We start from the raw sequence: 22,594 nt of genomic DNA on the forward strand, positions 1-22,594 counted from the left end.
ATATGATGGTGCCATTCTTAATTGCTTTTGGAGATGAGGATGGAACTGCGCCATATTCGCTATTTTCTCGCCGTCGCTGAAGAGCGGCATTTCACGCGGGCTGCGACAAAATTAGGCATAGGTCAGCCGCCGCTAAGCCAACAGATTAAGGATCTGGAAAGAGAGCTGGGAGCGCAGCTATTCCGGAGAGTGCCTCATGGCGCGGAATTAACCGAGGCTGGAAAAGCATTTTATGATGTTGTTAAAGGGATGCCTGCTACCGCGACAAGAGCCGTGCTGGCGGCGCAGCGTGTCGCCAGGGGGGAGTCGGGCGTGTTAAGGGTGGGTTTTACTGCCTCTGCGGCATTTAACAGTGTGGTGCCCAGCGCAATCCGTACTTTCAAGCGGGCTTATCCTGACGTTCGTTTGCAGCTTGAGGAAGGAAATACAACTCAACTGGCTGATGAATTGAATGAAGGATCGCTGGATGTTGCCTTTCTGAGACCCGGTTTTACAGGCAATGAACGGTTCCAGCTCAGGTTACTGTCTGAAGAGCCAATGGTTATTGTGCTGGCAGAAACGCATCCTGCTGCGGCGTGTAAACAGATTGCACTCTCGATTCTCAAAGATGAGTTTTTTTTACTCTTCCCACGTGAAATCGGCCTGTCGCTTTATGACGCAGTGATCGAGGCCTGCGGTAAAGCGGGCTTTGAACCGAAAATTGGTCAACTCGTGCCGCAAATTTCGTCAGTCATTAACCTTGTGTCGGCAGAGATGGGCGTGTCGATGGTTCCAGATTCAATGAGACAGGTTAATGTCAAGGGAGTAGTATACCGCCCCGTTGCAGACCAGATGCCCGTCGCAAAACTGGCTCTGGCATACCGGCGCGGCGATACATCGCCAACGCTGAGAAACTTCATCCTGAAAGTCACTGGCTGAATGCGGTTATGTGAGCGTTGAATAATCATTTGAAACGTAACCAATAATTATTGGTCCGATTTTGTGTCTAAAGGAATCGCTAACGGAGCAGGAACTGGCTGCAATGTCTGTGGATCGACAGCCAGATAACGCCCGGTTTTACTGTCGATACCCACATAATCGATAAGCTTGCCTTTGGCATAAAGCACCATTGTCTGTTTTGCAAATGCCTCATATGCGCTGCTCAGTATTTTCACTTTATCCGCATAATTTGCTGCGAGATTATGCGTTTCCAGGGGGTCACGTTGCAGGTTGAATAATTCCCATGGCGCATTACCCGCCTGTGGGAATACTGTGACAAGACGACGCAATTTCCATTCCCCATCTATCCAGGCCGCCTGATTATGGAGTTCAACACCATATTGTGTGCGAGGCGCGTGCAGACTTTCACCGGTCAGATAGCGTTTAAAACTCACGCCGATCATTGGCAGTGTCGGTCTTTCAGATAATGATTTACTGGCATCAATACCTGCAAATTCATAGAGCGTGGGCGCAACATCATACGCCGCCATCGTGGCGTTATCTATGGCGCCATGATGGATGATACCAGGACCGGAAATCATAAAACTGGTATTAATTCCCCCCTGACCGCTGGTCGTTTTGTGATAGCGACCATAAGGCGCATTGCTGACATCAGCCCAGTGGGGACCATAAGAGATAAATGAATTTTTACGACCAATATTTTCGTAACGATTATCGAATTGCTTCCAAAAATCTGGTTCAGATTCATAGTGAAAGCCCTCTGCCGGATTCACCCCATTATCACTTAAGAAGACCAGAATCGTGTTTTTATCGCGCCCGGTCTTTTTTAATGTCTCAATAACGGTGCCAATCTGTGCATCCATATTGGCGATCATAGCAGCGTAAACCTGCATCACCTTCGCCGTATATTTCTGCTGTTCCGGGGTCATCGCCTGCCATTCTTTATCAAGTTCCAGTCCTGGCAGAGGTATGTCATCACGCAGGAAACCCAGTTTCTTCAAACGAGCAATACGCTGACGATAGACGTCTGCATAGCCCTGTTCATACTGACTTTTAAAACGACTAATCCATTCATCCGGCGCCTGCAGAGGATCATGTGGCGCAGTAAAGGCCAACCACGCGAAGATAGGTTGTTCCCGTGGCGTCTCGCTGATCCAGCGATTAATCTGGCTGGCATAGGCTTCGCTGGAGTAAAAACTGGAGGGCAGTGAAATGCGCTGATTGTCACGGGTATAATAGGTATGAAATATCTCCACGGTTCCCAGCGGCACGGCATCATCAAAGTGACTGGCGCCTCCCCCCATCAAGGCGAAAGAATGACGAAAGCCCCGATCTTTTGGCGTCGAGCCTGGCGTAAAACCAAGATGCCATTTACCCGCCATCAGCGTATTGTAACCAGCATCTTTAAAGCGTTCAGCCATGGTCGTCACCCGATCAGTCAGGCGCAATTCATAGCCTTCCTTACCTATGGTATTTTCATACCACCACATACCGCCTATACCCGCTTGCTGACTGGTGTTCCCGGTTAATAGCATCGCACGGGCGGGAGCAGACATGGGAGACGTGTAATATTGACTCATCCGCACGCCGTTCTCAGCCATCGCCTGCAAATTAGGCGTTGGGATTTCCCCACCGAAGGGAGTGATATCAGAATATCCCATATCATCAGCGATAATCACGATAATATCAGGACGTTCGTTTTGCGTACTGTGTGCCGTACCGGAGAAGATAATGCTGAGTGTGGCAAGTGTTACTTCTTTTTTCACGGCTTATTCTCCATTTCAGACTACGGGTGTTGTACAAGAGCGGCAGGCAAATGCGGCAAGAGGGACCATCAGCCCGAAAATCTGCCCATAACGTCAGCACGCCAGGCCTTCAGTCCATTCAGATTCCGGGGCCAGGCGCGTAGCGGAGCCAGAATCTCCGTGAAAAAAGAGTAATAGCCGCTACAAAGTCGGTTGTAGCCGGCACTGTTGATATGTGCGGGGCAGCCTCCCTGGCAGACTATTTTCACAGAACACCGTTGACACTCCCGGCGCTGGCTTTTCTTAATACCAAAGGGAAGCCGGGTTGCGGAATCTACGGCTGGCGCTAACGTATTATTAGAAAGCTGTCCCAGGTAATGCTGGCTATTAATCAGATGATCGCAGGCATAGAGTTTGCCGTCCGGCTCCATGACCAGATTCGTGCCGCAGCGGGCGGAATGGACACAGGTGGCGCTGATATGCGTAAAATATTGTGCCCATGCCTGTTCAATGTTGATCACAAAAACCCGTCCCATATCACCGCGTTTGCGCCATTGACGCCAGATATCAATCATGAAACGTCCCCAGTTATCCGCACTCAATTGGTAACGTTGCTGTAGGGCGTTGCCTTCGTCCATCAGTGGCTGAAATTGCAGATAACGAGCGCCAAGGCTAACAACATGATCGTAGATGGCTGCCGCATGGCGAGCCATGTCATCATGCACGACAATCAGTACATTAAAATCGACTCGATAGTGTTGTAACAATGTGATTCCCCGCAACACCGCCGGATAGCTGGCCTCGCCGCGTTTGCCCGGACGATGATGATTTTGCAAGTCTTCACTGCCCTCAAGACTGATGCCAATAGTAAAATTATTGTCGCGAAACAGACGGCACCAGGCATCGTTTAACAACGTCGCATTCGTTTGCAGACTATTACTGATCGTCACGCCGTCAGGCGCATATCGTTGTTGAAGCGCTATTACCTTTTTATAAAAACCGATTCCGGCTAAAAGCGGTTCACCGCCTTGCCAGACAAAATTAATTTCACGCGCACTGGCAGGTTGCGCCGCAATATAGCGACAAATAAAAACCTCCAGCGTTGATTCATTCATTTTTTCTACGGGCGTTTCGCCCTGTGGGTAATAACAATAGCGGCAGGCCAGATTACATGCAGGGCCTATGGGTTTTGCCAATATATGAAAGGGTATCTGCGCGCGATATTCCGTCATTACGGGGATTTGTTGTTGCCGTAATGTGTTGAGATTCAACATTATTCTGTCCTGTAATTCTCATTTCTGATGCGGAGACATGACTCACATTTCGCAATAGCGTTCGTCTGGCGCTGCGGGCAGAATGCCGAGAGCAGGCTGTATCTATTGATACGCCGGTTTTCTGCATAGCGCATGACGCTATTGAAACGTTATTTAGCAAATCCTGTCTGAGCCAGAAATTAAGTCTCTGTTAACCTGCGCTATTACAGAAAATCATAGAACAGTCGTCTCAAAAGAATATCGTCCTGAAGGACGAGAACTCACGGCATTTTCAGGAGATGAGTCAACCGCGACAGAAAAAAATCATATTAATAATTTTAAATTATTTTTTAGAAAACCAGACAGGATTTAAATTAAAATCATTTATTTTCAAGATGTTATAAAAAATACCGCAACATACGTCACATTATTAACATGTGAATGATTGTGTTAACCGAATGTAAATTGTATGTTTCAGCATACCACTATTTTACTGCGCCCCGACGCGCTCATCCGGATGGAAGGAGATAACATGTCAGCCTTATCAACTACTGGCCATAATGACGGGATCACTCTCCATTGCTTACAGAGCATTGCGCAACTCATTCCTCTGTCGTCGGCGGTTTTTTATCGTGTTAATGCTTATTTAAAGCCGGAAGCCTATGTTTTACATAATATTTCTAATAGCACACACCAACAATATCTGGAGCATTTTCAACCATTAGACCCGCTATCGCCTTCCCGATTCGGCCAACAGGTTATTACAGTAGCGACGATGACGCCCGGCATCTGTGCTCGTCATCGCCATTATTATCATGAATTTATGCTACCTAATCATGTGTGCGACATGATTGAGATCTTTATTCGTCGGGGCCATCGTATTATCGCGGGCATTTCATTAATGCGCGATATACCTTTTTCCAGCGAAGAGCGTTTGCGAGCCCAGGCAGTACAACCATTACTGGGACTGGCAATTCATGATTCTCTTCAGGAAGACAACGATCTGGCGTCAATATTGACCGCCAAAGAGCGTGAAATTGTGGGAATGGTCTGCGAAGGGGCCAGCAACAAATTGATTGCCCGTCAGTTGAATATTTCTCTCTCAACAGTGAAAACGCATTTACGTAATATTTTTGCTAAAACAGAAGTGATAAATCGCACGGAACTGGTTTCCCGAACCAGAATGTCCTCGGTACAACATTCACTGAATATGTGAAAGCGTTCTTTTTAACCCGCGTCAATTGCGGGTCTTTTCCCCATATGTCATATATGCCTGAATTAATACCACCCTCTGAGCTGATGCCGCAATAAAATGTCATATTATCTGGCGTCGGTATCCTGTTGCAGCCATTGATTCATGGCCTGATTGATCATATTTATCACACTAAGCAGAAGAACACGCTGGTGCCGCTCAAGCCGCAGATAACGGCGCAGCGGCGGCATTTTACAAACCACTTCGCTCGCAGCCCATAGCTCAATGCTGCAATACCATTCCTTATGATGTAAAACCAGCGTGAACCGACGATAATCCAGTTCACTCAGAGCCTGTTGTAAATTGGGGAAACGATTAAGATAGTTAATCAGCCCGGCGGTACTTTTACTGCCAGTAAAAATGACGGGATAACGTTTCAGCCATCCGGGCTGATGAGCGCGAATTTTGCCCTGCAAAGGATAATTGATTGTGCCTTTCACCCTGAATTCACAACTGTGAATACTGGCCATGAATAACCGTTTTTGCTGAACATGGCAGATAACCTGGGTAAATGCATTCAGATGCAGCACGGCGCTATGTTCGGTCAATTTTTCACAACGCCAGCCGCTCAAATCACGTAACACCATATTCATTAATGCGTTCTTAAACCAGGGGACGGAGGACATCTGGCGTCATCTCTTCATTGTTTCGCTTTTCATAATTGCCCATAGCCCGTTCCACGACCTCTTCTACCGGAAGCGGGAGGAAAGGATTAACCCGTTGCACACATAATGTCCAGAATAAGGCATAGGCGGCAGTCAATCCAAGCATAATACCGAATGGTATAAGTACATCCCGACTGTTCATTCCTGGAGGCGCGATATTAATAATGGCGATAATAATACCCACGCTCGAAATAATCTGAGGTAAGGGAAACCAGGGGGCCCGGTAAGCGCGTGGTAAATCGGGGCGCCGAATACGTAAGATAACGACCGATAACGTTACCAGCAGATAAGCTACTCCCCAGGCGCAGACCGCAGCGAGGATCAGCGGAACAATGTGGTCGATATCACCGTTCAGATACCAGGCATGTAAACAGGGAATCGCAACACCGAATGCGATGGCGATGACCGGTGTTTTAAAGCGGGGGTGCAACCAGGTCAGAAACCGCGGCAAAGCGCCGTCCAGCGCCATGCCGTATATAATACGCGGTACTGCCGCCATTAGCGTATTAATCGTCGCACATCCCGCTAACAACAACCCCACGCCCAGCCAGTATTGCCCGACATGTCCCATGACACGATTGGCAAAGGCGGGAATAGCCATCGGCGTATCCAGTAAAAAGATATGGTTTGCCGCATCGACCACCACATTATTTACCTGCCGGTTAATCGCAGCGCCATAGAGGAACATACAACCTGCCACCGCTAAAAGGCCAAGCGCCATCGCTCTGGGAATCGTACGATGCGCTTTTTTAATTTCCGGCGCCATTGGCGTGACCAGTTCACAACCGACGAACATAAACATCGCCATGCCTATATAACCAAACAGACCAGAAAGATTACTGACATCAAGCGGTGCGCCAAACCACCCGGAATGATGAGTGACCGGGGATAACAGGATCCCGCATAAACCGAAGATGGTCAGGGTAGTCCACATACCGAATGTAAGAAACACTTCCACCTTGCCAAATACTTCAACACCAATGGCATTCAGTATCCCGAAAACCACTACCATGCCGACGCCAACCATCCAGGTATTGTGCTGCATGGCCACGTGTTCGCTAACAGACTCAAAGTTCACCAGCGCCATGACGCCAGCGAGAATCGTTTCTGCCGTGCCGGCAAAAATGTGTACGATCAGGTAAGCGCAAAGCGCACCGGTGATAGCGAAAAAACGCCCCATCCCGCAGGAGATATAGTCGTAGACGGAGCCAGTCGTGGGAATGAGCGTTGCCGCTTCGGCAAAGGTGGTAATCTGCGCTTGCATCATAATAAATGCCAGTAATACCGCAAGAGCAAAGGTATCTCCCCCTGAGCCAAAACCACTGGTCACGGTCAGGATCACCGGGCTTGCCATAATCAGCCCAACGGAGCTGGCAAGCGTCGTGGGGAAACCAATAACGCCACGTTCAAGATGGCTGGCAAGTCTGTTTTTAAACATGGTCAACCTCTTCACTATTATTACAACAATAAATTACCGCTCCGGAATAACGCTTATTTATGGCAGGCACCGTATCTAACAGGTATCGTCCTGAAGAGGGATAACGGTAAATAACGTTGTGACGCCGTCCCCGCATGCGCTAATAGCAAGTGGGGAGCGCGTTATTCTCCCCAGTGATGCCAACGCTACTGACGAACAATTAAAGGATTCAACCCTGCTTATGGCTTTCAACTTTTGCCAGATAATGTTTTACAAAACGGGGCGTTAAAACTTTCCATGCCACTTCGGTTCCCTGTTCAACAAACCAACTATCGCCTGGTGAAAAACGTATCGGTTCCTGACCCGCAACAGTGAGTTCCACTTCCCCTTCCAGCACGGTTGCGTGCTCGGTAAAGGGATAAATCATAGTGAAACCGCCGCGGGTCGATGAAAACAGTCCACAGGTAAATACGTCCTCAGGTTTACCGTAAATCATCGCAACGGCGACCTGGGGATCGCCTTCTGTTGGCAACGCCCCCAACAGGCTGACACTCCCGATTGGCTGTAATTCAGGAACAGGTTGATTGAGTTTAAAAGCGTGCATTAATGTTCTCCTGGTTAATTCCGGCCTTTCCAGAAACCGGCTGTTTGATGTATCAGTTTTCCCGCACTGACCAGCAATAGACGTAGACTGTCGCGACCATAAATTGTCGCGTGGGGAATGCTACTCATCAGACGATACCGCTCGGAACCGCCATTTATTCCTTCGGCCAGGATTTTGCATACAATATGGGAAGGCGTGACGCCAAATCCGGAATAACCCTGAACATAAAAAACATTATTGTGTTCACGAAGCGTGCCAATCTGCGGAAACAGATTCGCGCTACAGGCCATCGGTCCGCCCCAGGCAAAATCGATTTTAACGTCTTTCAAATAAGGGAAGACCTCCGTCAACAGAGTGCGGTTCCAGGCAGCAAAATCGTGCGGGGTATATTCAAGAAACCTTGTGGCGCTGCCAAACAGCAGACGGTTTTCTTTTGTGAGACGGTAGTAATTTATCACCGGGCGGATATCACTAAAAGCCCCGCGCAAGGGACTGATCCGCTCAACAAGCTCGCTGGAGAGAGGTTCTGTAGAGACCTGATAAGAATAAGTAACCAGCGTTTTCTTATAAATTTCTGGTTCCAGATTATTGAGAAAACTATCACAGGCCCACAGCAATTTGGCCGCTTTTACGCTGCCCATCGCAGTACGTACCCGCACAGTTTTACCGTAACTGACCTCAACCACAGGTGAATATTCGAATATCTTCACCCCCAGCGAATTCGCAGCCTGAGCGGAGCCCAGCAATAAATTCAGCGAGTGGACATGCCCTCCCCCCATATGCTTGAGAACACCGCAGTAGACGTCGGAACCAATAACCTGCTGCACGTCTTTACCGGTATAGAGTTCAATATCATCTTCCGGCGTAGCAGCTTTGAATTCTTTTTCCCATTGTTGCAGCGTTTTTAACTGCCGCTGGTTGTAGGCCAGATAACCATATCCGGGGACAAAATCAGCATCAATATGGTATTTACGAATTCGCTCCCGAATAATACCTGCGCCGAGGTTCGAGATTTTAAACAGCGTCTCCATTCCCGCTGCGCCTACATATTTTTTAACGGCTTCGATGTCGTGACCTATACCGGCCATCACCTGACCGCCATTTCGCCCGGTGCCGCCATACCCAAGATGGCGGGCTTCCAGAACGACAACATTAGTGATCCCCTGCTCCGCCAGTTCCAGCGCGGTATTGATGCCTGAAAAGCCACCGCCAATGATCACCACATCGGCATCAATATCCTCTTGCAGAGCAGGAAAATGCAACGGGTATTTTTTCGTCGCGCCGTAGTAATTCAACGCATCGATTTTTGTATTCATCGCGTTACCTTGTCATCACGCTTGACTAAGACAGCTATCACAGCACGGTAACGTTTTACAAAATATCGTCCGGAAGAATGACGTTCTTTGGAACGATATTCAGTTCCAGGCAAGTATGTTGAGATGGAAAAACGTACATTCCTGACCTACAGGCACTTCTGATGAGCGACGTGACATTACTTGCCGAAGTAACGACTTTTTTACGCCAACGACACGGACAATTTATTGCAGGTGAACGTCAGGCCGGAAACGGCACGAACTTCTCGGTCACTAACCCAGCCACCGGCAAAATCATCGCCGACGTTGTGTCGGCAACCCCTGCGCAGGCAGAAGAGGCCATGCAGAGCGCCAGACGGGCGTTTGATGTCTGGCGTAAAATGCCAACGTTACAACGCGGCGCATTACTGCTGAAACTGGCTGATACTCTTGCCGCTCATCGTGAAGAGTTAGCTCAACTGGAAAGCGTCTGTTCAGGTAAAACGATTATGCTGTCGCGCGGTCTTGAACTCGATCAGTCAGTGGCCTTCCTGCGTTACTTTGCCGGTTGGGCAGGAAAAATAACCGGTGAAACGCTGAATGTCTCCCTGCCATCAATGGGAGAAGAGAGATACACCGCGTTTACCCAACGCCAACCCATTGGAGTGGTCGTCGGTATTGTGCCGTGGAATTTCTCCATTATGATTGCTATCTGGAAGCTGGCCGCAGCGCTGGTATGTGGCTGCACCATCGTCATTAAACCAAGTGAATATACCCCGCTGACACTGCTGCGAGTCGCTGAACTGGCTAAAGAGGCAGGTTTCCCTGATGGCGTAATTAACGTGGTAAACGGTGTTGGCGGTGAGATAGCGCAACAGCTGATCGCGCATCCAGATTGCGCCAAAGTGAGTTTCACCGGGTCAGTCGCGACAGGTGAGAAAGTCCGGCGTTCGGCAACATCGTCAGGAAAACGCGTTACCCTCGAACTGGGAGGGAAAAATGCGGCGCTGTTTCTCAATGATCTCTCGGCACAAGCCATGGTCAACGGTATTCTTGAAGCCGGTTATCTGAATCAAGGACAGATTTGTGCTGCCGCAGAGCGTTTTTATCTGCCCCAGGAAAAACTGGATACAGTCATGACGCTCCTCAGGCAACGGTTATCGGAGATCGTGCCCGGCTCGCCTTTAGATGAAAAAACGGTGATGGGCCCGCTGGCGAATCAGGTTCAGCTTGAAAAAGTGCTGCGTCTGATTCAACGTGCACGGGAAGAAGGGGATACCATTGTTTACGGCGGTGAAACTTTACCCGGCGAAGGGTACTTTTTACAGCCGACAGCGGTAAAAGTGCGTAGTAAAAACAGTACGCTGATGCACGAGGAGACCTTTGGCCCTGTCTGTAGCTTTATCGGTTATCAGAATGAAAAAGAGGCGCTTTCGCATATCAACGATTCGCCATTCGGCCTTGCTGCAAGTGTGTGGTCGGAAAATATATCTAAGGCATTACGCTACGCTGAAGATATTGATGCTGGCATGGTGTGGGTCAATATGCATACCTTCCTCGATCCCGCGGTACCCTTTGGAGGGATGAAAGGATCGGGCATTGGTCGTGAATTTGGCAGCGCGTTTATTGATGACTATACCGAACTTAAATCTGTCATGGTCCGTTATTAACCATCCTGAAAATGATGCAGGCAGATCAACCATACCGAAAGGTGGACTGTCTGCCTGATTATCAGGTTCGCTCGCTGCGTTTTTTTGCTTTTGGGATAATGTTAAACGCCCGGCCCGGCGTTCCTTCCTGCATTACTAGCGCCATCTACCGTTAGAGTAGGCTATCTCCAGCCTTAACGGTTCAGACTCATCCTGTAACATCGCTTCCAAAGACAACGCCAGCGTCTGATGATGGGCATCTTTTACACTGACTTTCAGCATGTTGATGCTCGGTTCATAACGTAAAATAGCAGCGCGAAGCTCACGGCAAAACCAGTTGAGAACCCGTTTGTCACCCACATTCACCTCGTGCCATTCCGGCATACCCCGAGTGAGCAGCGGCGGTAATGTCTCGCCACCTGGCACGGCGCAAGAGTTGAATAAACACATTAACTTGCGTCGTACCAATTCATGTGGGCTTATCCCCTCAACCAAGAGCCTGTCGAATAGCGCGACCGGAATGGTTGGCGTCATCATCATTTCCCTATCTGGTCCATCGCCAGATCCCATACTGACGTTCTGGACTCCTGCTGAGCGCCGTCTGATTTCTCGGCAGTGATTTGCCATTCGATTTTCGTGAAGTTCAGCGACATCGTTTCCACCGGCTTACCGCCGGCACCGCCGCTAACACTGAGTTGTGATATCAGCACGTTTGTCAGGGTATAAACGATAAGCGACCGCATTTTGCCGTCGTCATTGCGGCACAACGTCAGCACCGCGGTTCTAATTAGCCTCCCGCTACAGCAGTACTCATTGAGCACAGGCGTGGCGAGGTCGACAAATTTGGTGAGCGACATTTCACCAACATGCGCGCGCCCGGAAGTCCGCTCAGTGAGGCTAACATCGTTATTTACCTGCATTGCCACATTGTGGCTATAAGACATGATCTCTATCTGATCTTCAAAGCCTTCAACCTGGCTTTCGCCTTTGATATTGTCGAGCTTTAAAAAAATCGCATCCATGATTTATCTCCTTGTTGATCAGGTGGCAGTTCAGCAGCCAGACGAATACCGGCGGCCAGCGCTTGTGACTCTTATTAAAAGCGCAACGACCAAAAAACACAGCGTGAAAAGCGCCAGGTTTGCAGGGATTTTGCCGACGTTTACCCACGTCTGATGAACGTTATTCCGCTGGTTGCAAAGCAATAGAGGGTTTTGGCCCGCTGTGGCCAAATACAATTGAGGTTATACTGAACGCTCTCTGCCATATTCAATCCCTTTTATCGCAAAGTATCCCTGGTGCCGGTATCACAGCGTCGTTATTCAAAAATTGACATTTCAGAATAATAATCAGCTATATATAAAAAACACATCAAAAAGCAAATATCAACTTAATTTTTACTTATTTAATAAAAAAATCCAAATTGATTTACATCAATTAACACATACAAAAACATTAAAAATCAAAGCGTTAAATAAAAATTAATCACTATGGAAATTTTATTTTTCTTAATACTCACATTACAAATGTTATTTGATTATTTTCCTGTGAACACTAAAAAATGATTTAAATCAAAAAACAAACTATTCTCGTTGATTAACGTTTTGACCGAAATAAAAAAGATTTTATACGTCCCGGGATAGTCTCCCTTTCTGATGGACAATATGCATTAACGAGCGGGCAAACAGGTAACTTCTGCCCGGGTAATCCGTTACCCGACTGATATTAACATTGTCATGAGGTGATATCATTTGCCTGGCCAGCCATAATCATCCGGAACCGGCGCTACGCCACGAACATCAGGACGGAGCATTTTTTGTCGATCCTCTTCGTCATCCACCCAGACACTGGCTATCTCTTCACAGGTTGCAAACCATACGCCATCATGCCCTTTAATATGTTCAATCAAACGTGACAACATCATCATATGATGCCCATGACCGATTATCTGCGGATGAAGAGCCATCGCATATAAACCGTTTTCCTGATGGTGATAAGCATAGGTAAAAATATCCTTCCAGCGTCGCAGAACACCGTCAGTATCGCTCATCCCCTCCTGGTTACCGGTATACGCCAGTGCGGGAAAATCATCCAGATACCAGCTAACAGGAATTTCCAGAATCGCGCTGGCCGGGCCTGCGATATTTCCCGTCTCCCAATTCACCTGCCAACGTTGAGGATGGTAAGGCACAAGATCTCTCGCCATCAGGCTACTGTCATAGAGAAAACCGGCTTCCTCCAGAAGATCCAGCGTATTCTCGCTATAATCCCAATAGGGAGAACGGTATCCCACAGGGCGTATGCCGAAATGTCTTTTATAACAGGCGAACGCCAGATCCATAAGTCGGCGTTCTGTATCACGATTCACCAGCGTCGGATTTTCATGATAGTAGCCATGGTGAGCGATTTCATGCCCGGCATCAAAAATCGCTTTACTGATTTCCGGGAAGGTGTCTACAGTGTGTCCGGGAATAAAAAAGGTGGTTTTGATATTATTTTCTTTAAACAATTTCAGAAGCCTTGGTACGCCAACTTGTGCACCAAACTCTCCTCGTGACATAAAGGATGGCGACGGTCGATTAAATCCGCCCAGCCATAAAGACTGAGCATCTACATCAACACCAAGATTGACCGCAATCCTTTTACCCTCAGGTAATTTTAAATATCCCATAACGACCTCCAGCTAATACATAGAAGGGACACATTCTGTTATTTAATGTGTGATGGCCAGATATTATATATGCCTGCTTTTCTGCGTCTGTCCTTGAACGTTGTTGCTGCCCCCCCAAGTCTATTTTCATATAGAACATCGAGGTTAATTTCTCCTGAAATGACATCCTCTTGATTGACGTGCGCCTCTGCGATAATACCTTGTGGATTTTTCCACACGACATCACAGGGGCTTAAAATTGAACTTCGGGCCCAGCAGCCTGGCAGTGGCCCGCCCGGGTTTCCTCCCAGGCAACAGTGAACAAGATAAATTTGATTTTCAATACAACGTGCGTGGCAACAATGCCTGACTCGCCAAAATCCCTGTTCAGTAAACGTAGCGGAAGGCGTTAAAATTAACTCCACACCCTGTTCCGCCAGCGTCGCGGCACACTCCGGTATTTCTGCTTCATAACAAATATTAAAACCCACCTTTGCAAATGGCAGTTGAAAAACAGCCATTTTATCGCCTTCCTGAGTATACCAACCCCGTTCAGCCGGGAAGATATGCGTCTTACTGTGAGCATAATGTTCGCCATCGGGTCCCCATATATGCGCAACATTCTCATAGCGATCTGCTCCAGTCTGCTCCAGATGAGAGCCAGCAATAATGAACTGTCCTCTTTCTTTCGCTTCCTGTTGAAAAAGCTGCTTATAGGCATCCGTGAACTGATCAATTAAAGTAAGGTGTGAAATGGGTCTTTCTTGCCATTTTTTCAATAGTGTAAATAGCTCAATGGTAAATAGCTCCGGGAAGATAACGACATCAGCTCCCTGACTTTTATTAAGAAGTATCCTTACCTTTGTTATGAAATCTTCAAAAGTGTTTATTTCAGTAACAATATACTGACAGGCTGAAACAGTAAAATTACGTGGCATCGTGATATCCCCGGCATGAAATTTAAACTTAAATTAACGTATAGCGCATGGAGAATATTAGGGAGTGGACATTACGACATCAGGTTATTTTTTGTGAAGCTGCGCAAAATATATGGAGAAAAGAGTAGAAGCATTGAACCTTTATTTACATAAAGGGGACTTTATCGATGATCGCAGCGAGACAGAGAGTCGATAAAAATCCAGGCGAAAAACAATAACCCTTACCACAATATTATTTTCAGCATCTGAAAATAATCAGGCAAACTAAATGATAACGCGCTGGTATAAAACCAACGCGTATTTTTACCGATAAGGGTAATGAAGACGGCCACCCGAAGGTGGCCGTTAGAACCCGGTAGCGCTTCGCTTATCAGGCCAGTGAAACCGAGACAGCTTTAGCGGTGAGACGCCAGCGGCTGTTCCGTCATTGGCGGGTGGTGCTTTTCCGGATCTTTAATCAGTACCCACAGGATGATGGCGCCGATAATATCGAACAGACTGAGTGCAATGAAGAACGGGCCATAACCGATAATAGCGACCAATGCCCCCATAAACAGGTTGAAGCTTAACTGTCCCATCCATGCCGCAGATCCTGCCAGACCGGCAACCGTCGCGACCTCATTTTTCTTGAACAGGTCAGCGCTCATGGTAATCACAACGGTAGACAGCGTCTGGTGCGCAAAACCGCCAATACTCATCAATGCAATGGCGACATACGGGTTAGTCGTAATGCTGACAAAACCGATCGAAATCATCAAAACAGCGCCGATGGTAAAGCTACAACGACGCGCATTGATCGTGGTCATGTGCATCTTTTCCATGAAGAACTTCGCCAGGAAACCGCCTGCAACGCAGCCGAAGTCCGCAGCCAGGAACGGCAGCCAGGCAAACATGGCGATCTCTTTTAACGGCAGATGCATCACGTTAATCAGATACAGCGGCATCCAGAAACTCAGCGTTCCCCATGCCGGGTCAGCAAGAAAACGGGTAATCGCCAACGCCCAGAAGTTACGCTTTTTAACGATCTCTTTAACGGCCGGTTTTTTATTATCGTCCTGGAGATAGCTTTCCTGGCCGTCTTCGATATAACGCAGCTCTTTGTGGGTGATCCACGGGTGTTTATTTGGCGAGTTATAAATCAGGAACCAGGTGATGGCGAACAGCACGCCTATCCCACCGGTAATCACAAACGCCATTTCAGTACCGATGCCGCTATCAGCAAAGGTCAGCATCGCCCAGACCACCAGCGGCGGCGCCAGCATCGCGCCAATCGAAGTACCGATATTAAACAGTCCCCCCGCAATACCGCGTTCTTTCGTCGGGAACCATTCGGCGCTGGCTTTAATCCCGGCCGGAATCGCTGACGCTTCGGTTAGCCCCATCAGACCACGCAGAAATGCCAGACTTATCCAGCCGCCGGCCAGCGCGTGCGCCATGTTGATCAGCGACCATAACAAGGCAAAGATAAAGAAGCCGATTTTCAGTCCGATGACATCCATCAAATAGCCGGTGATCGGCTGCGCAATGGTGTAACAAAGCTGGAAGGCGCTCACCACCCAGGAATATTGTTGCTCATCAAAATGGAGTTCTTTCATCATCGCTGGCGCCGCAACGCTAAGCGAGCTACGGGACAGGTAGTTTACGATGGTCCCTACGCAGACCAGGCCGATAATCCACCATCTTAATTTTGTCATCTTCATGATAAAGCCTCGTTAAAAAACATTAGCTCCGCGCCGTCTGACCTGTAGCGGGAAAACTGAAATCACAAAAATTGGTTGACCAATCAATATTTTCTCATCCGGACCGGTCAAAATCTGGCGGCAACTCCCGCCCTTAATATTCTTGAAATAAATACATCAACTCATTTCAAGTTGAATGGTGAATGCTTTTCACCCAGCAAAAATTGACACAGATCAAATAAATAAAATTGGCAGACCGTGAATGATGATATTTGTGATTTGGTTAGCCAATTTAGACAATAAGGTTGACATGAGAAAAATTTTGGTTGAATTTAGGGGTCAGAACGGGTTTACAAAGCACGTTTCGATGTTGGCTGGCAATGGGTCAACCACGAAGACGTTATCGCAAGAAGAGGAAACGAGATATGAAACAAACCTGGCGCTGGTACGGACCTAACGACCCGGTAACGCTGTCAGATGTACGCCAGGCTGGCGCAACCGGCGTGGTAACGGCGTTACACCATATCCCGAATGGAGAAATTTGGTCGATAGACGAGATCCAGAAACGTAAAGCTATCGTTGAAGAGGCGGGTCTGGAGTGGTCTGTGGTAGAGAGCGTACCTATCCACGAAGATATCAAAACCCACACCGGTCAGTACGATTTATGGATCAAAAACTACCAGCAAACGCTGCGTAACCTGGCGCAATGCGGTATCTATACGGTTTGCTATAACTTTATGCCGGTGCTGGACTGGACACGTACGGATCTGGAATACGTATTGCCGGATGGTTCAAAAGCGTTGCGTTTTGACCAGATTGAATTCGCCGCGTTCGAACTGCATATCCTGAAGCGTCCGGGAGCAGAAGCCGACTATACGGCAGAAGAAATTGCTCAGGCAGAGCGACGTTTCGCCACCATGAGCGAGGAAGACAAAGCACGTCTGACCCGCAACATTATTGCCGGTTTACCTGGCGCGGAAGAAGGCTATACGCTGGATCAGTTCCGTCAACACCTGGCGACGTATAAAGATATCGATAAAGCAAAACTGCGTGAACATTTTGCCTATTTCCTGAAAGCCATTATTCCGGTTGCCGACGAGGTTGGCGTGCGTATGGCCGTTCACCCTGACGATCCGCCGCGCCCTATTCTCGGCCTGCCGCGCATTGTCTCTACCATTGAAGACATGCAATGGATGGTGGAAACCGTTAATAGCATGGCGAACGGCTTCACCATGTGTACCGGATCTTACGGCGTGCGCGCCGACAACGATCTGGTTGATATGATCAAGCAATTTGGTCCGCGCATCTACTTTACGCATCTGCGTTCTACGCTGCGCGAAGAGAATCCGAAGACCTTCCACGAGGCCGCCCATTTGCACGGCGATGTGGATATGTATGAAGTCGTTAAAGCGATTGTGGAAGAAGAGCACCGTCGTAAAGCCGAAGGTAGCGACGATCTGATCCCAATGCGCCCGGACCACGGTCATCAGATGCTGGACGATCTGAAGAAGAAAACGAATCCGGGTTATTCCGCCATTGGCCGTCTGAAAGGGCTTGCGGAAGTCCGCGGCGTCGAACTGGCTATCCAGCGCGCTTTCTTTAGCAAATAACCTTCTTTCGCATGGCGCGACGCGTCATGCGATTTCCCCTACTCAATGCAATAGCAACATGCCTCGCCCCGGAGATCGCGGGCGAAGACGTCGAATGACAGGAGTTTGCAATGGAACAGAATATCGCCACCGCCCAGGTTTCCGTCGCCCGCCCAAACTGGGACAAATCACGTCTGGTATCCCGTATTGTGCATCTGGGCTGCGGGGCGTTTCACCGCGCGCACCAGGCGCTCTTTACCCATCATCTACTGGAAAAGAGCGACAGCGACTGGGGCATTTGTGAAGTGAACCTGATGCCGGGTAACGACGCGCGGCTGATCGCGAACCTGAAAGCGCAAAATCTGCTGTACACCGTTGCAGAACGCGGCGCAGAAAGCACCGAACTGAAAATTATCGGTTCAATGAAAGAAGCGCTGCACCCTGAATTCGACGGCCATGCAGGGATTCTGGCGGCAATGGCGCGCCCGGAAACCGCCATCGTCTCCTTAACCGTGACCGAAAAAGGCTACTGCACCGACCCCGCCAGCGGCGAGCTTGATGTCAATAACCCGCTGATCCAAAACGATCTTGCCCATCCACAGCAGCCTAAATCCGCCATTGGCTATATTGTCGAAGCGCTAAACATGCGCCGGGAGCAAGGACTGAAAGCTTTTACCGTGCTGTCGTGTGATAACGTGCGCGAGAATGGTCACGTCGCGAAGGCTGCCGTCCTCGGCCTGGCGAAAGCTCGCGATGCCGCCCTCGCCGCATGGATTGCCGACAATGTGACCTTCCCCTGCACCATGGTTGACCGCATTGTTCCGGCGGCGACCGAAGAGACGCTACAGCTGGTTGCCGACCAGTTAGGGGTTTATGATCCTTGCGCTATCGCCTGCGAACCCTTCCGCCAGTGGGTCATCGAAGATAACTTTGTGAATGGTCGCCCGGACTGGGACACCGTCGGCGCGCAATTCGTTGCAGACGTCGTACCGTTTGAAATGATGAAGCTGCGTATGCTTAACGGCAGTCACTCTTTCCTCGCCTATCTGGGTTATCTCGGCGGGTATGACACTATCGCCGATACCATGACCAACCCGGCTTACCGGCGCGCGGCGCTGGCGCTGATGCTTGATGAACAAGCGCCGACGTTGTCAATGCCGGAAGGCACCGATCTGGAAGGGTATGCGAATTTGTTGATCGCGCGTTTCACTAACCCCTCGTTGAAACACCGCACTTGGCAGATCGCGATGGATGGCAGTCAGAAACTGCCGCAGCGTTTGTTGGACCCGGTGCGCCTGCACTTGCAACAGGGCGATGACTATCGCCGCCTGACGCTGGGCGTCGCCGGATGGATGCGTTACGTCGGCGGTGTCGATGAGCAAGGTAAAACCATTGATGTCGTCGATCCGCTGCTCGCGCAGTATCAGGCGATTCATCAGCAATATCAGACGCCGGAAGAACGCGTTCGCGGGCTACTGGCCATCGAGTCTATCTTTGGCAACGACCTGCCGAAGAACCACGAATTTGTGCAAGCCGTTACCGACGCTTACCAACAGCTATTGCAGAATGGCGCGAAAGCCACGGTAGAAGCGCTGGCTAAGTAAGGAGATAAATCATGGCTACGTTTATGACTGAAGATTTTCTACTTAAAAACGACATTGCCCGCACGCTGTACCATAAATACGCCGCGCCCATGCCGATTTATGACTTCCACTGCCATTTAAGTCCGCAGGAAATCGCCGACGATCGCCGTTTCGATAACCTCGGTCAGATCTGGCTGGAAGGCGACCACTATAAATGGCGAGCGCTACGAAGCGCAGGCGTGGATGAGTCGCTGATCACCGGCAAAGAGACCAGCGATTATGAAAAATATATGGCCTGGGCCAATACCGTTCCAAAAACGCTGGGCAATCCGCTGTATCACTGGACGCACCTTGAACTACGCCGTCCATTTGGCATTACAGGTACGCTGTTCGGACCGGATAACGCGGAAAGTATCTGGACGCAGTGTAATGAGAAACTGGCGACGCCGGCCTTTTCCGCGCGCGGTATTATGCAGCAGATGAATGTGCGGATGGTCGGAACCACCGACGACCCTATAGATTCTCTGGAATATCACCGCCAGATAGCCGCCGACGACAGCATTGATATTGAAGTCGCGCCAAGCTGGCGCCCCGACAAAGTTTTCAAAATCGAACTGGACGGCTTTGTCGATTACCTGGGGAAACTGGAAGCGGCGGCAGATGTCAGCATTACCCGTTTCGACGATTTACGTCAGGCGCTCACTCGCCGCCTCGACCATTTCGCCGCCTGCGGCTGCCGCGCGTCCGATCATGGCATTGAAACGCTGCGATTTGCGCCGGTGCCCGACGACGCGCAGCTTGACGCCATTCTGGGCAAACGTCTGGCAGGCGAAACGTTGAGCGAACTTGAGATCGCCCAGTTTACCACGGCGGTGCTGGTCTGGCTGGGCCGTCAGTACGCCGCGCGCGGCTGGGTGATGCAGCTACATATTGGCGCGATCCGTAACAATAATACCCGTATGTTCCGCCTGCTCGGGCCGGATACCGGCTTTGACTCTATTGGCGATAATAACATTAGCTGGGCGCTCTCCCGTTTGCTCGACAGTATGGATGTGACCAATGAACTGCCCAAGACTATCCTCTATTGCCTGAACCCACGTGATAACGAAGTCCTGGCGACCATGATCGGTAACTTCCAGGGGCCGGGAATTGCCGGAAAAGTGCAGTTCGGTTCCGGCTGGTGGTTTAACGATCAGAAAGACGGGATGCTGCGCCAACTGGAGCAACTGTCGCAAATGGGACTGTTAAGTCAGTTTGTCGGGATGCTGACCGACTCCCGCAGTTTCCTTTCTTATACGCGACATGAATATTTCCGGCGTATTCTCTGTAACCTGCTGGGACAGTGGGCGCAGGACGGAGAGATTCCTGATGATGAAGCGATGCTAAGCCGTATGGTTCAGGATATCTGCTTCAATAATGCCCAGCGTTATTTCACGATTAAATAATCGCTATTAATCTGTGAGCACAGGTTTCAGGTATTTCGAGGGGCAGGAAGGCGGTAAGAGAGTGAGAAATTTAGCAGTAACGCACTTTTCCAGCCAAAGTCTGGCCGCCGATAAAAAGCAAAGAGGTTGCTGATTAATCCCGAATCACTTACTAAGGTAAGTGATTCGGGTAAACAAACACAGCCATCTTCTGCGTCATGCTTTTTTTCTCTGTCCGGAATAACTCCAGTGCAGAAAGTGTGATACATCAGTCCTGTTGATGATGGCTCCTGTTGGTTATACGGTAATAACTCATGACCTCACAGTGTGGTTTCTTTTAATAAATCGACAGCCAGCATTTCCAGCTGGTTAACCACCTCATTACTGGAGCGCTCCATTCTGTCGAGTTCTTGCGACATCGCATTCATATCGCCTGCGGCAAAATAGTTCAGCGCAGAGTGACCAGCGGTATGCACCTCTTTATGCGGCGCTTCCAGACTACGGAAACTGTAGTAATTGCTAAACTGCTGCCCTTCAAAACCGTAGTACCATTTCCCCAGCCGACACTGATCGTGCATCGTTATTTTACTGTTTATGTCTTTATTTAAGAGTAATTTGTAGACTTCCATTTTCCAGATAACATGGTCAACTTTGACAATATTCAAAAACTGCACCGTAGAGATGTACTGCATGACCGATTTCATGCTCAGCGATTTATCGATGACGATGCCAATAGACTCCACAATTTGATTTATGTTAGTCGTAATATTATCAATAACCGGCTGTTGGTTATCCAGCACCTCACTCACTCTGGCCGTATTATCTTTGATTACAGAGGTTAACGTACTGACGCTTTTCGAACTGTGTTTAACATCTTCGGACAGGTTTTTCACTTCTTTCGAAATAACGCTAAAGCCACGCCCGGCATCCCCTACGCGCGCGGCCTCGATCGCGGAGTTAATCGCTATCAAATTGGTCTGGTTAGCGATCTTCTGTATCTCTTTAATACACGCATTAATTTGCGTTAAGGAGGTATTTAAGTCGCCCATACGACAGCCAATATCCGATGAAGTCGTGCCAATTTCGGTGATAAATTCCACGAGCGATTTTAATGAACTTCTGGCTTTATCATTCTGTTCGTTAAGTTCATTAATGCGTTCTTTTTCAATGTTGAGCTGCTCACAGGACTTAATGATGGCATTACGAATGATATCGATCGTCGAGATCCCCATCAGAATTTTTTGACACAGTATCCGCTCATAAGGCTCAGGAGTATCCACCACCACGTCAGATGCATTAGCGCCAGATTCTGCTGCTGGCGGCGGTATTTTTACAACATTATTATTCCAGTGGCGCAAGCCTAATACTTTTTTAAACATATACCATTCTCCTTATTATATGTGGACATCCTGATCTATGCCTGGATAAAGTATTATCAACTCATGCTAACATAATGAAAAATCGGCTGTCATCTGCCATAACCATACGTTCACCAGAATAAGACAAAACGTCCACTAAACTTAAATAATTACAGAGTAAACTATTCAACAATACTATTAATAGTCATAATGGAAGTCGCTTCACTTTATACGGAAATATTATTTACAAGGCTGACAATAATAGTTGAATAATAATTAACTGCATTTACTTAGGTGTATCTATATCTCAGCCCGAAGATTGCAGACAGGGTTTAAACGCAAACTTTTGCAATAGAAAAATAACCTAACGTAAACTTTTTATATGACTAATAATGTCATTTGAACTCGTCAATATATTATGCTGTCCGTTTACCAACCAAACAGGCATGACCTAAATCCAAAGGGAGGGGGGCGGCGTAACCAGCCGCAAAAAGTACCAATTAGACGAAAATCAGGAAACGAGTGCGCCAACGCGGCGAGCGTCACCGCCTGCGTCA

Annotated in this window: 18 protein-coding genes; 6 read left to right on the forward strand and 12 right to left on the reverse strand. The window is 48.7% G+C overall.

Annotated elements, in window-relative coordinates; all coding sequences use genetic code 11:
- Positions 1–39 precede the first annotated feature (39 nt).
- Positions 40–918: an itaconate degradation transcriptional regulator RipR gene (gene ripR / locus ACLJRS_RS09635; protein WP_000423173.1), complete on the forward strand. Its 879-nt coding sequence runs from the start codon at positions 40–42 to the stop codon at positions 916–918.
- 47 nt (positions 919–965) lie between these two features.
- Here the strand turns inward: ripR and ACLJRS_RS09640 are convergent, their stop codons facing one another.
- Together ACLJRS_RS09640 and ACLJRS_RS09645 are read right to left on the reverse strand one after the other, a co-directional pair.
- Positions 966–2,705, reverse strand: a complete 1,740-nt coding sequence (locus tag ACLJRS_RS09640; protein ID WP_000712459.1) for an arylsulfatase — start codon at positions 2,703–2,705, stop codon at positions 966–968.
- 68 nt (positions 2,706–2,773) lie between these two features.
- Positions 2,774–3,958, reverse strand: coding sequence for an anaerobic sulfatase maturase (locus tag ACLJRS_RS09645; protein ID WP_000933437.1), 1,185 nt, complete (start codon positions 3,956–3,958; stop codon positions 2,774–2,776).
- A 511-nt stretch (positions 3,959–4,469) separates the two neighbouring features.
- Here ACLJRS_RS09645 and ACLJRS_RS09650 point away from each other — a divergent pair.
- Positions 4,470–5,153: a helix-turn-helix transcriptional regulator gene (locus ACLJRS_RS09650; RefSeq protein WP_001275354.1), complete on the forward strand. Its 684-nt coding sequence runs from the start codon at positions 4,470–4,472 to the stop codon at positions 5,151–5,153.
- 104 nt (positions 5,154–5,257) lie between these two features.
- On the opposite strand, the gene ACLJRS_RS09655 is transcribed toward ACLJRS_RS09650, so the two are convergent.
- From ACLJRS_RS09655 to ACLJRS_RS09670, 4 genes are all read right to left on the reverse strand, one after another.
- A complete protein-coding gene (locus ACLJRS_RS09655; RefSeq protein ID WP_000100096.1) occupies positions 5,258–5,815 on the reverse strand; it encodes a DUF3156 family protein in 558 nt (185 codons plus the stop codon).
- Positions 5,793–7,292: an APC family permease gene (locus ACLJRS_RS09660; protein WP_000475953.1), complete on the reverse strand. Its 1,500-nt coding sequence runs from the start codon at positions 7,290–7,292 to the stop codon at positions 5,793–5,795. Before ACLJRS_RS09660 ends, ACLJRS_RS09655 begins: the two co-directional genes overlap by 23 nt.
- A 208-nt stretch (positions 7,293–7,500) precedes the next feature.
- The gene (locus ACLJRS_RS09665) at positions 7,501–7,875 is read right to left on the reverse strand and encodes a cupin domain-containing protein (RefSeq protein WP_000542979.1); all 375 of its coding nucleotides are present in this window, start codon (positions 7,873–7,875) and stop codon (positions 7,501–7,503) included.
- 14 nt (positions 7,876–7,889) lie between these two features.
- Positions 7,890–9,191 (reverse strand): NAD(P)/FAD-dependent oxidoreductase, encoded by a 1,302-nt coding sequence (locus ACLJRS_RS09670; RefSeq protein ID WP_001092825.1) that lies wholly within the window; start codon positions 9,189–9,191, stop codon positions 7,890–7,892.
- A 161-nt stretch (positions 9,192–9,352) separates the two neighbouring features.
- Between ACLJRS_RS09670 and ACLJRS_RS09675 the strand changes: the two genes are divergently transcribed.
- The gene (locus ACLJRS_RS09675; protein WP_001286392.1) at positions 9,353–10,837 is read left to right on the forward strand and encodes an NAD-dependent phenylacetaldehyde dehydrogenase; all 1,485 of its coding nucleotides are present in this window, start codon (positions 9,353–9,355) and stop codon (positions 10,835–10,837) included.
- Positions 10,838–10,972: 135 nt separating this feature from the next.
- Here ACLJRS_RS09675 and iraD read toward each other — a convergent pair whose 3' ends face one another.
- The 5 genes from iraD to ACLJRS_RS09700 all read right to left on the reverse strand — a co-directional run bounded on the left by iraD (position 10,973) and on the right by ACLJRS_RS09700 (position 16,104).
- On the reverse strand, positions 10,973–11,353 hold the full coding sequence (gene iraD, locus ACLJRS_RS09680; RefSeq protein WP_000988938.1) for an anti-adapter protein IraD: 381 nt from the start codon (positions 11,351–11,353) through the stop codon (positions 10,973–10,975).
- The gene (locus tag ACLJRS_RS09685) at positions 11,353–11,838 is read right to left on the reverse strand and encodes an Hcp family type VI secretion system effector (RefSeq protein WP_000338753.1); all 486 of its coding nucleotides are present in this window, start codon (positions 11,836–11,838) and stop codon (positions 11,353–11,355) included. The genes iraD and ACLJRS_RS09685 overlap by 1 nt, the downstream gene beginning before the upstream one ends.
- A gap of 725 nt (positions 11,839–12,563) precedes the next feature.
- A complete protein-coding gene (locus tag ACLJRS_RS09690) occupies positions 12,564–13,487 on the reverse strand; it encodes a polysaccharide deacetylase family protein (protein ID WP_000540891.1) in 924 nt (307 codons plus the stop codon).
- A gap of 38 nt (positions 13,488–13,525) precedes the next feature.
- Complete coding sequence (locus ACLJRS_RS09695) at positions 13,526–14,404, reverse strand: carbon-nitrogen hydrolase family protein (RefSeq protein WP_001137806.1); 879 nt, start codon at positions 14,402–14,404, stop codon at positions 13,526–13,528.
- A 395-nt stretch (positions 14,405–14,799) separates the two neighbouring features.
- Entirely contained in the window at positions 14,800–16,104 is a 1,305-nt protein-coding gene (locus tag ACLJRS_RS09700; protein WP_000784371.1) for an MFS transporter, read from the reverse strand.
- 404 nt (positions 16,105–16,508) lie between these two features.
- On the opposite strand from ACLJRS_RS09700, the gene uxuA reads away from it, so the two are divergent.
- From uxuA to uxaC, 3 genes are all read left to right on the forward strand, one after another.
- Complete coding sequence (gene uxuA, locus ACLJRS_RS09705) at positions 16,509–17,693, forward strand: mannonate dehydratase (protein WP_000815479.1); 1,185 nt, start codon at positions 16,509–16,511, stop codon at positions 17,691–17,693.
- Between the two features lie 110 nt (positions 17,694–17,803).
- Positions 17,804–19,276, forward strand: coding sequence for a fructuronate reductase (locus ACLJRS_RS09710; RefSeq protein ID WP_000437132.1), 1,473 nt, complete (start codon positions 17,804–17,806; stop codon positions 19,274–19,276).
- Between the two features lie 11 nt (positions 19,277–19,287).
- Positions 19,288–20,700, forward strand: coding sequence for a glucuronate isomerase (uxaC, locus tag ACLJRS_RS09715; RefSeq protein ID WP_410957789.1), 1,413 nt, complete (start codon positions 19,288–19,290; stop codon positions 20,698–20,700).
- Between the two features lie 299 nt (positions 20,701–20,999).
- On the opposite strand, the gene ACLJRS_RS09720 is transcribed toward uxaC, so the two are convergent.
- On the reverse strand, positions 21,000–22,058 hold the full coding sequence (locus tag ACLJRS_RS09720) for a methyl-accepting chemotaxis protein (RefSeq protein ID WP_000475246.1): 1,059 nt from the start codon (positions 22,056–22,058) through the stop codon (positions 21,000–21,002).
- Positions 22,059–22,594 lie beyond the last annotated feature (536 nt).

It is taken from the genome of Salmonella sp. SAL00670 (assembly GCF_046552235.1).
Classification (GTDB): Bacteria; Pseudomonadota; Gammaproteobacteria; order Enterobacterales; family Enterobacteriaceae; genus Salmonella; species Salmonella enterica.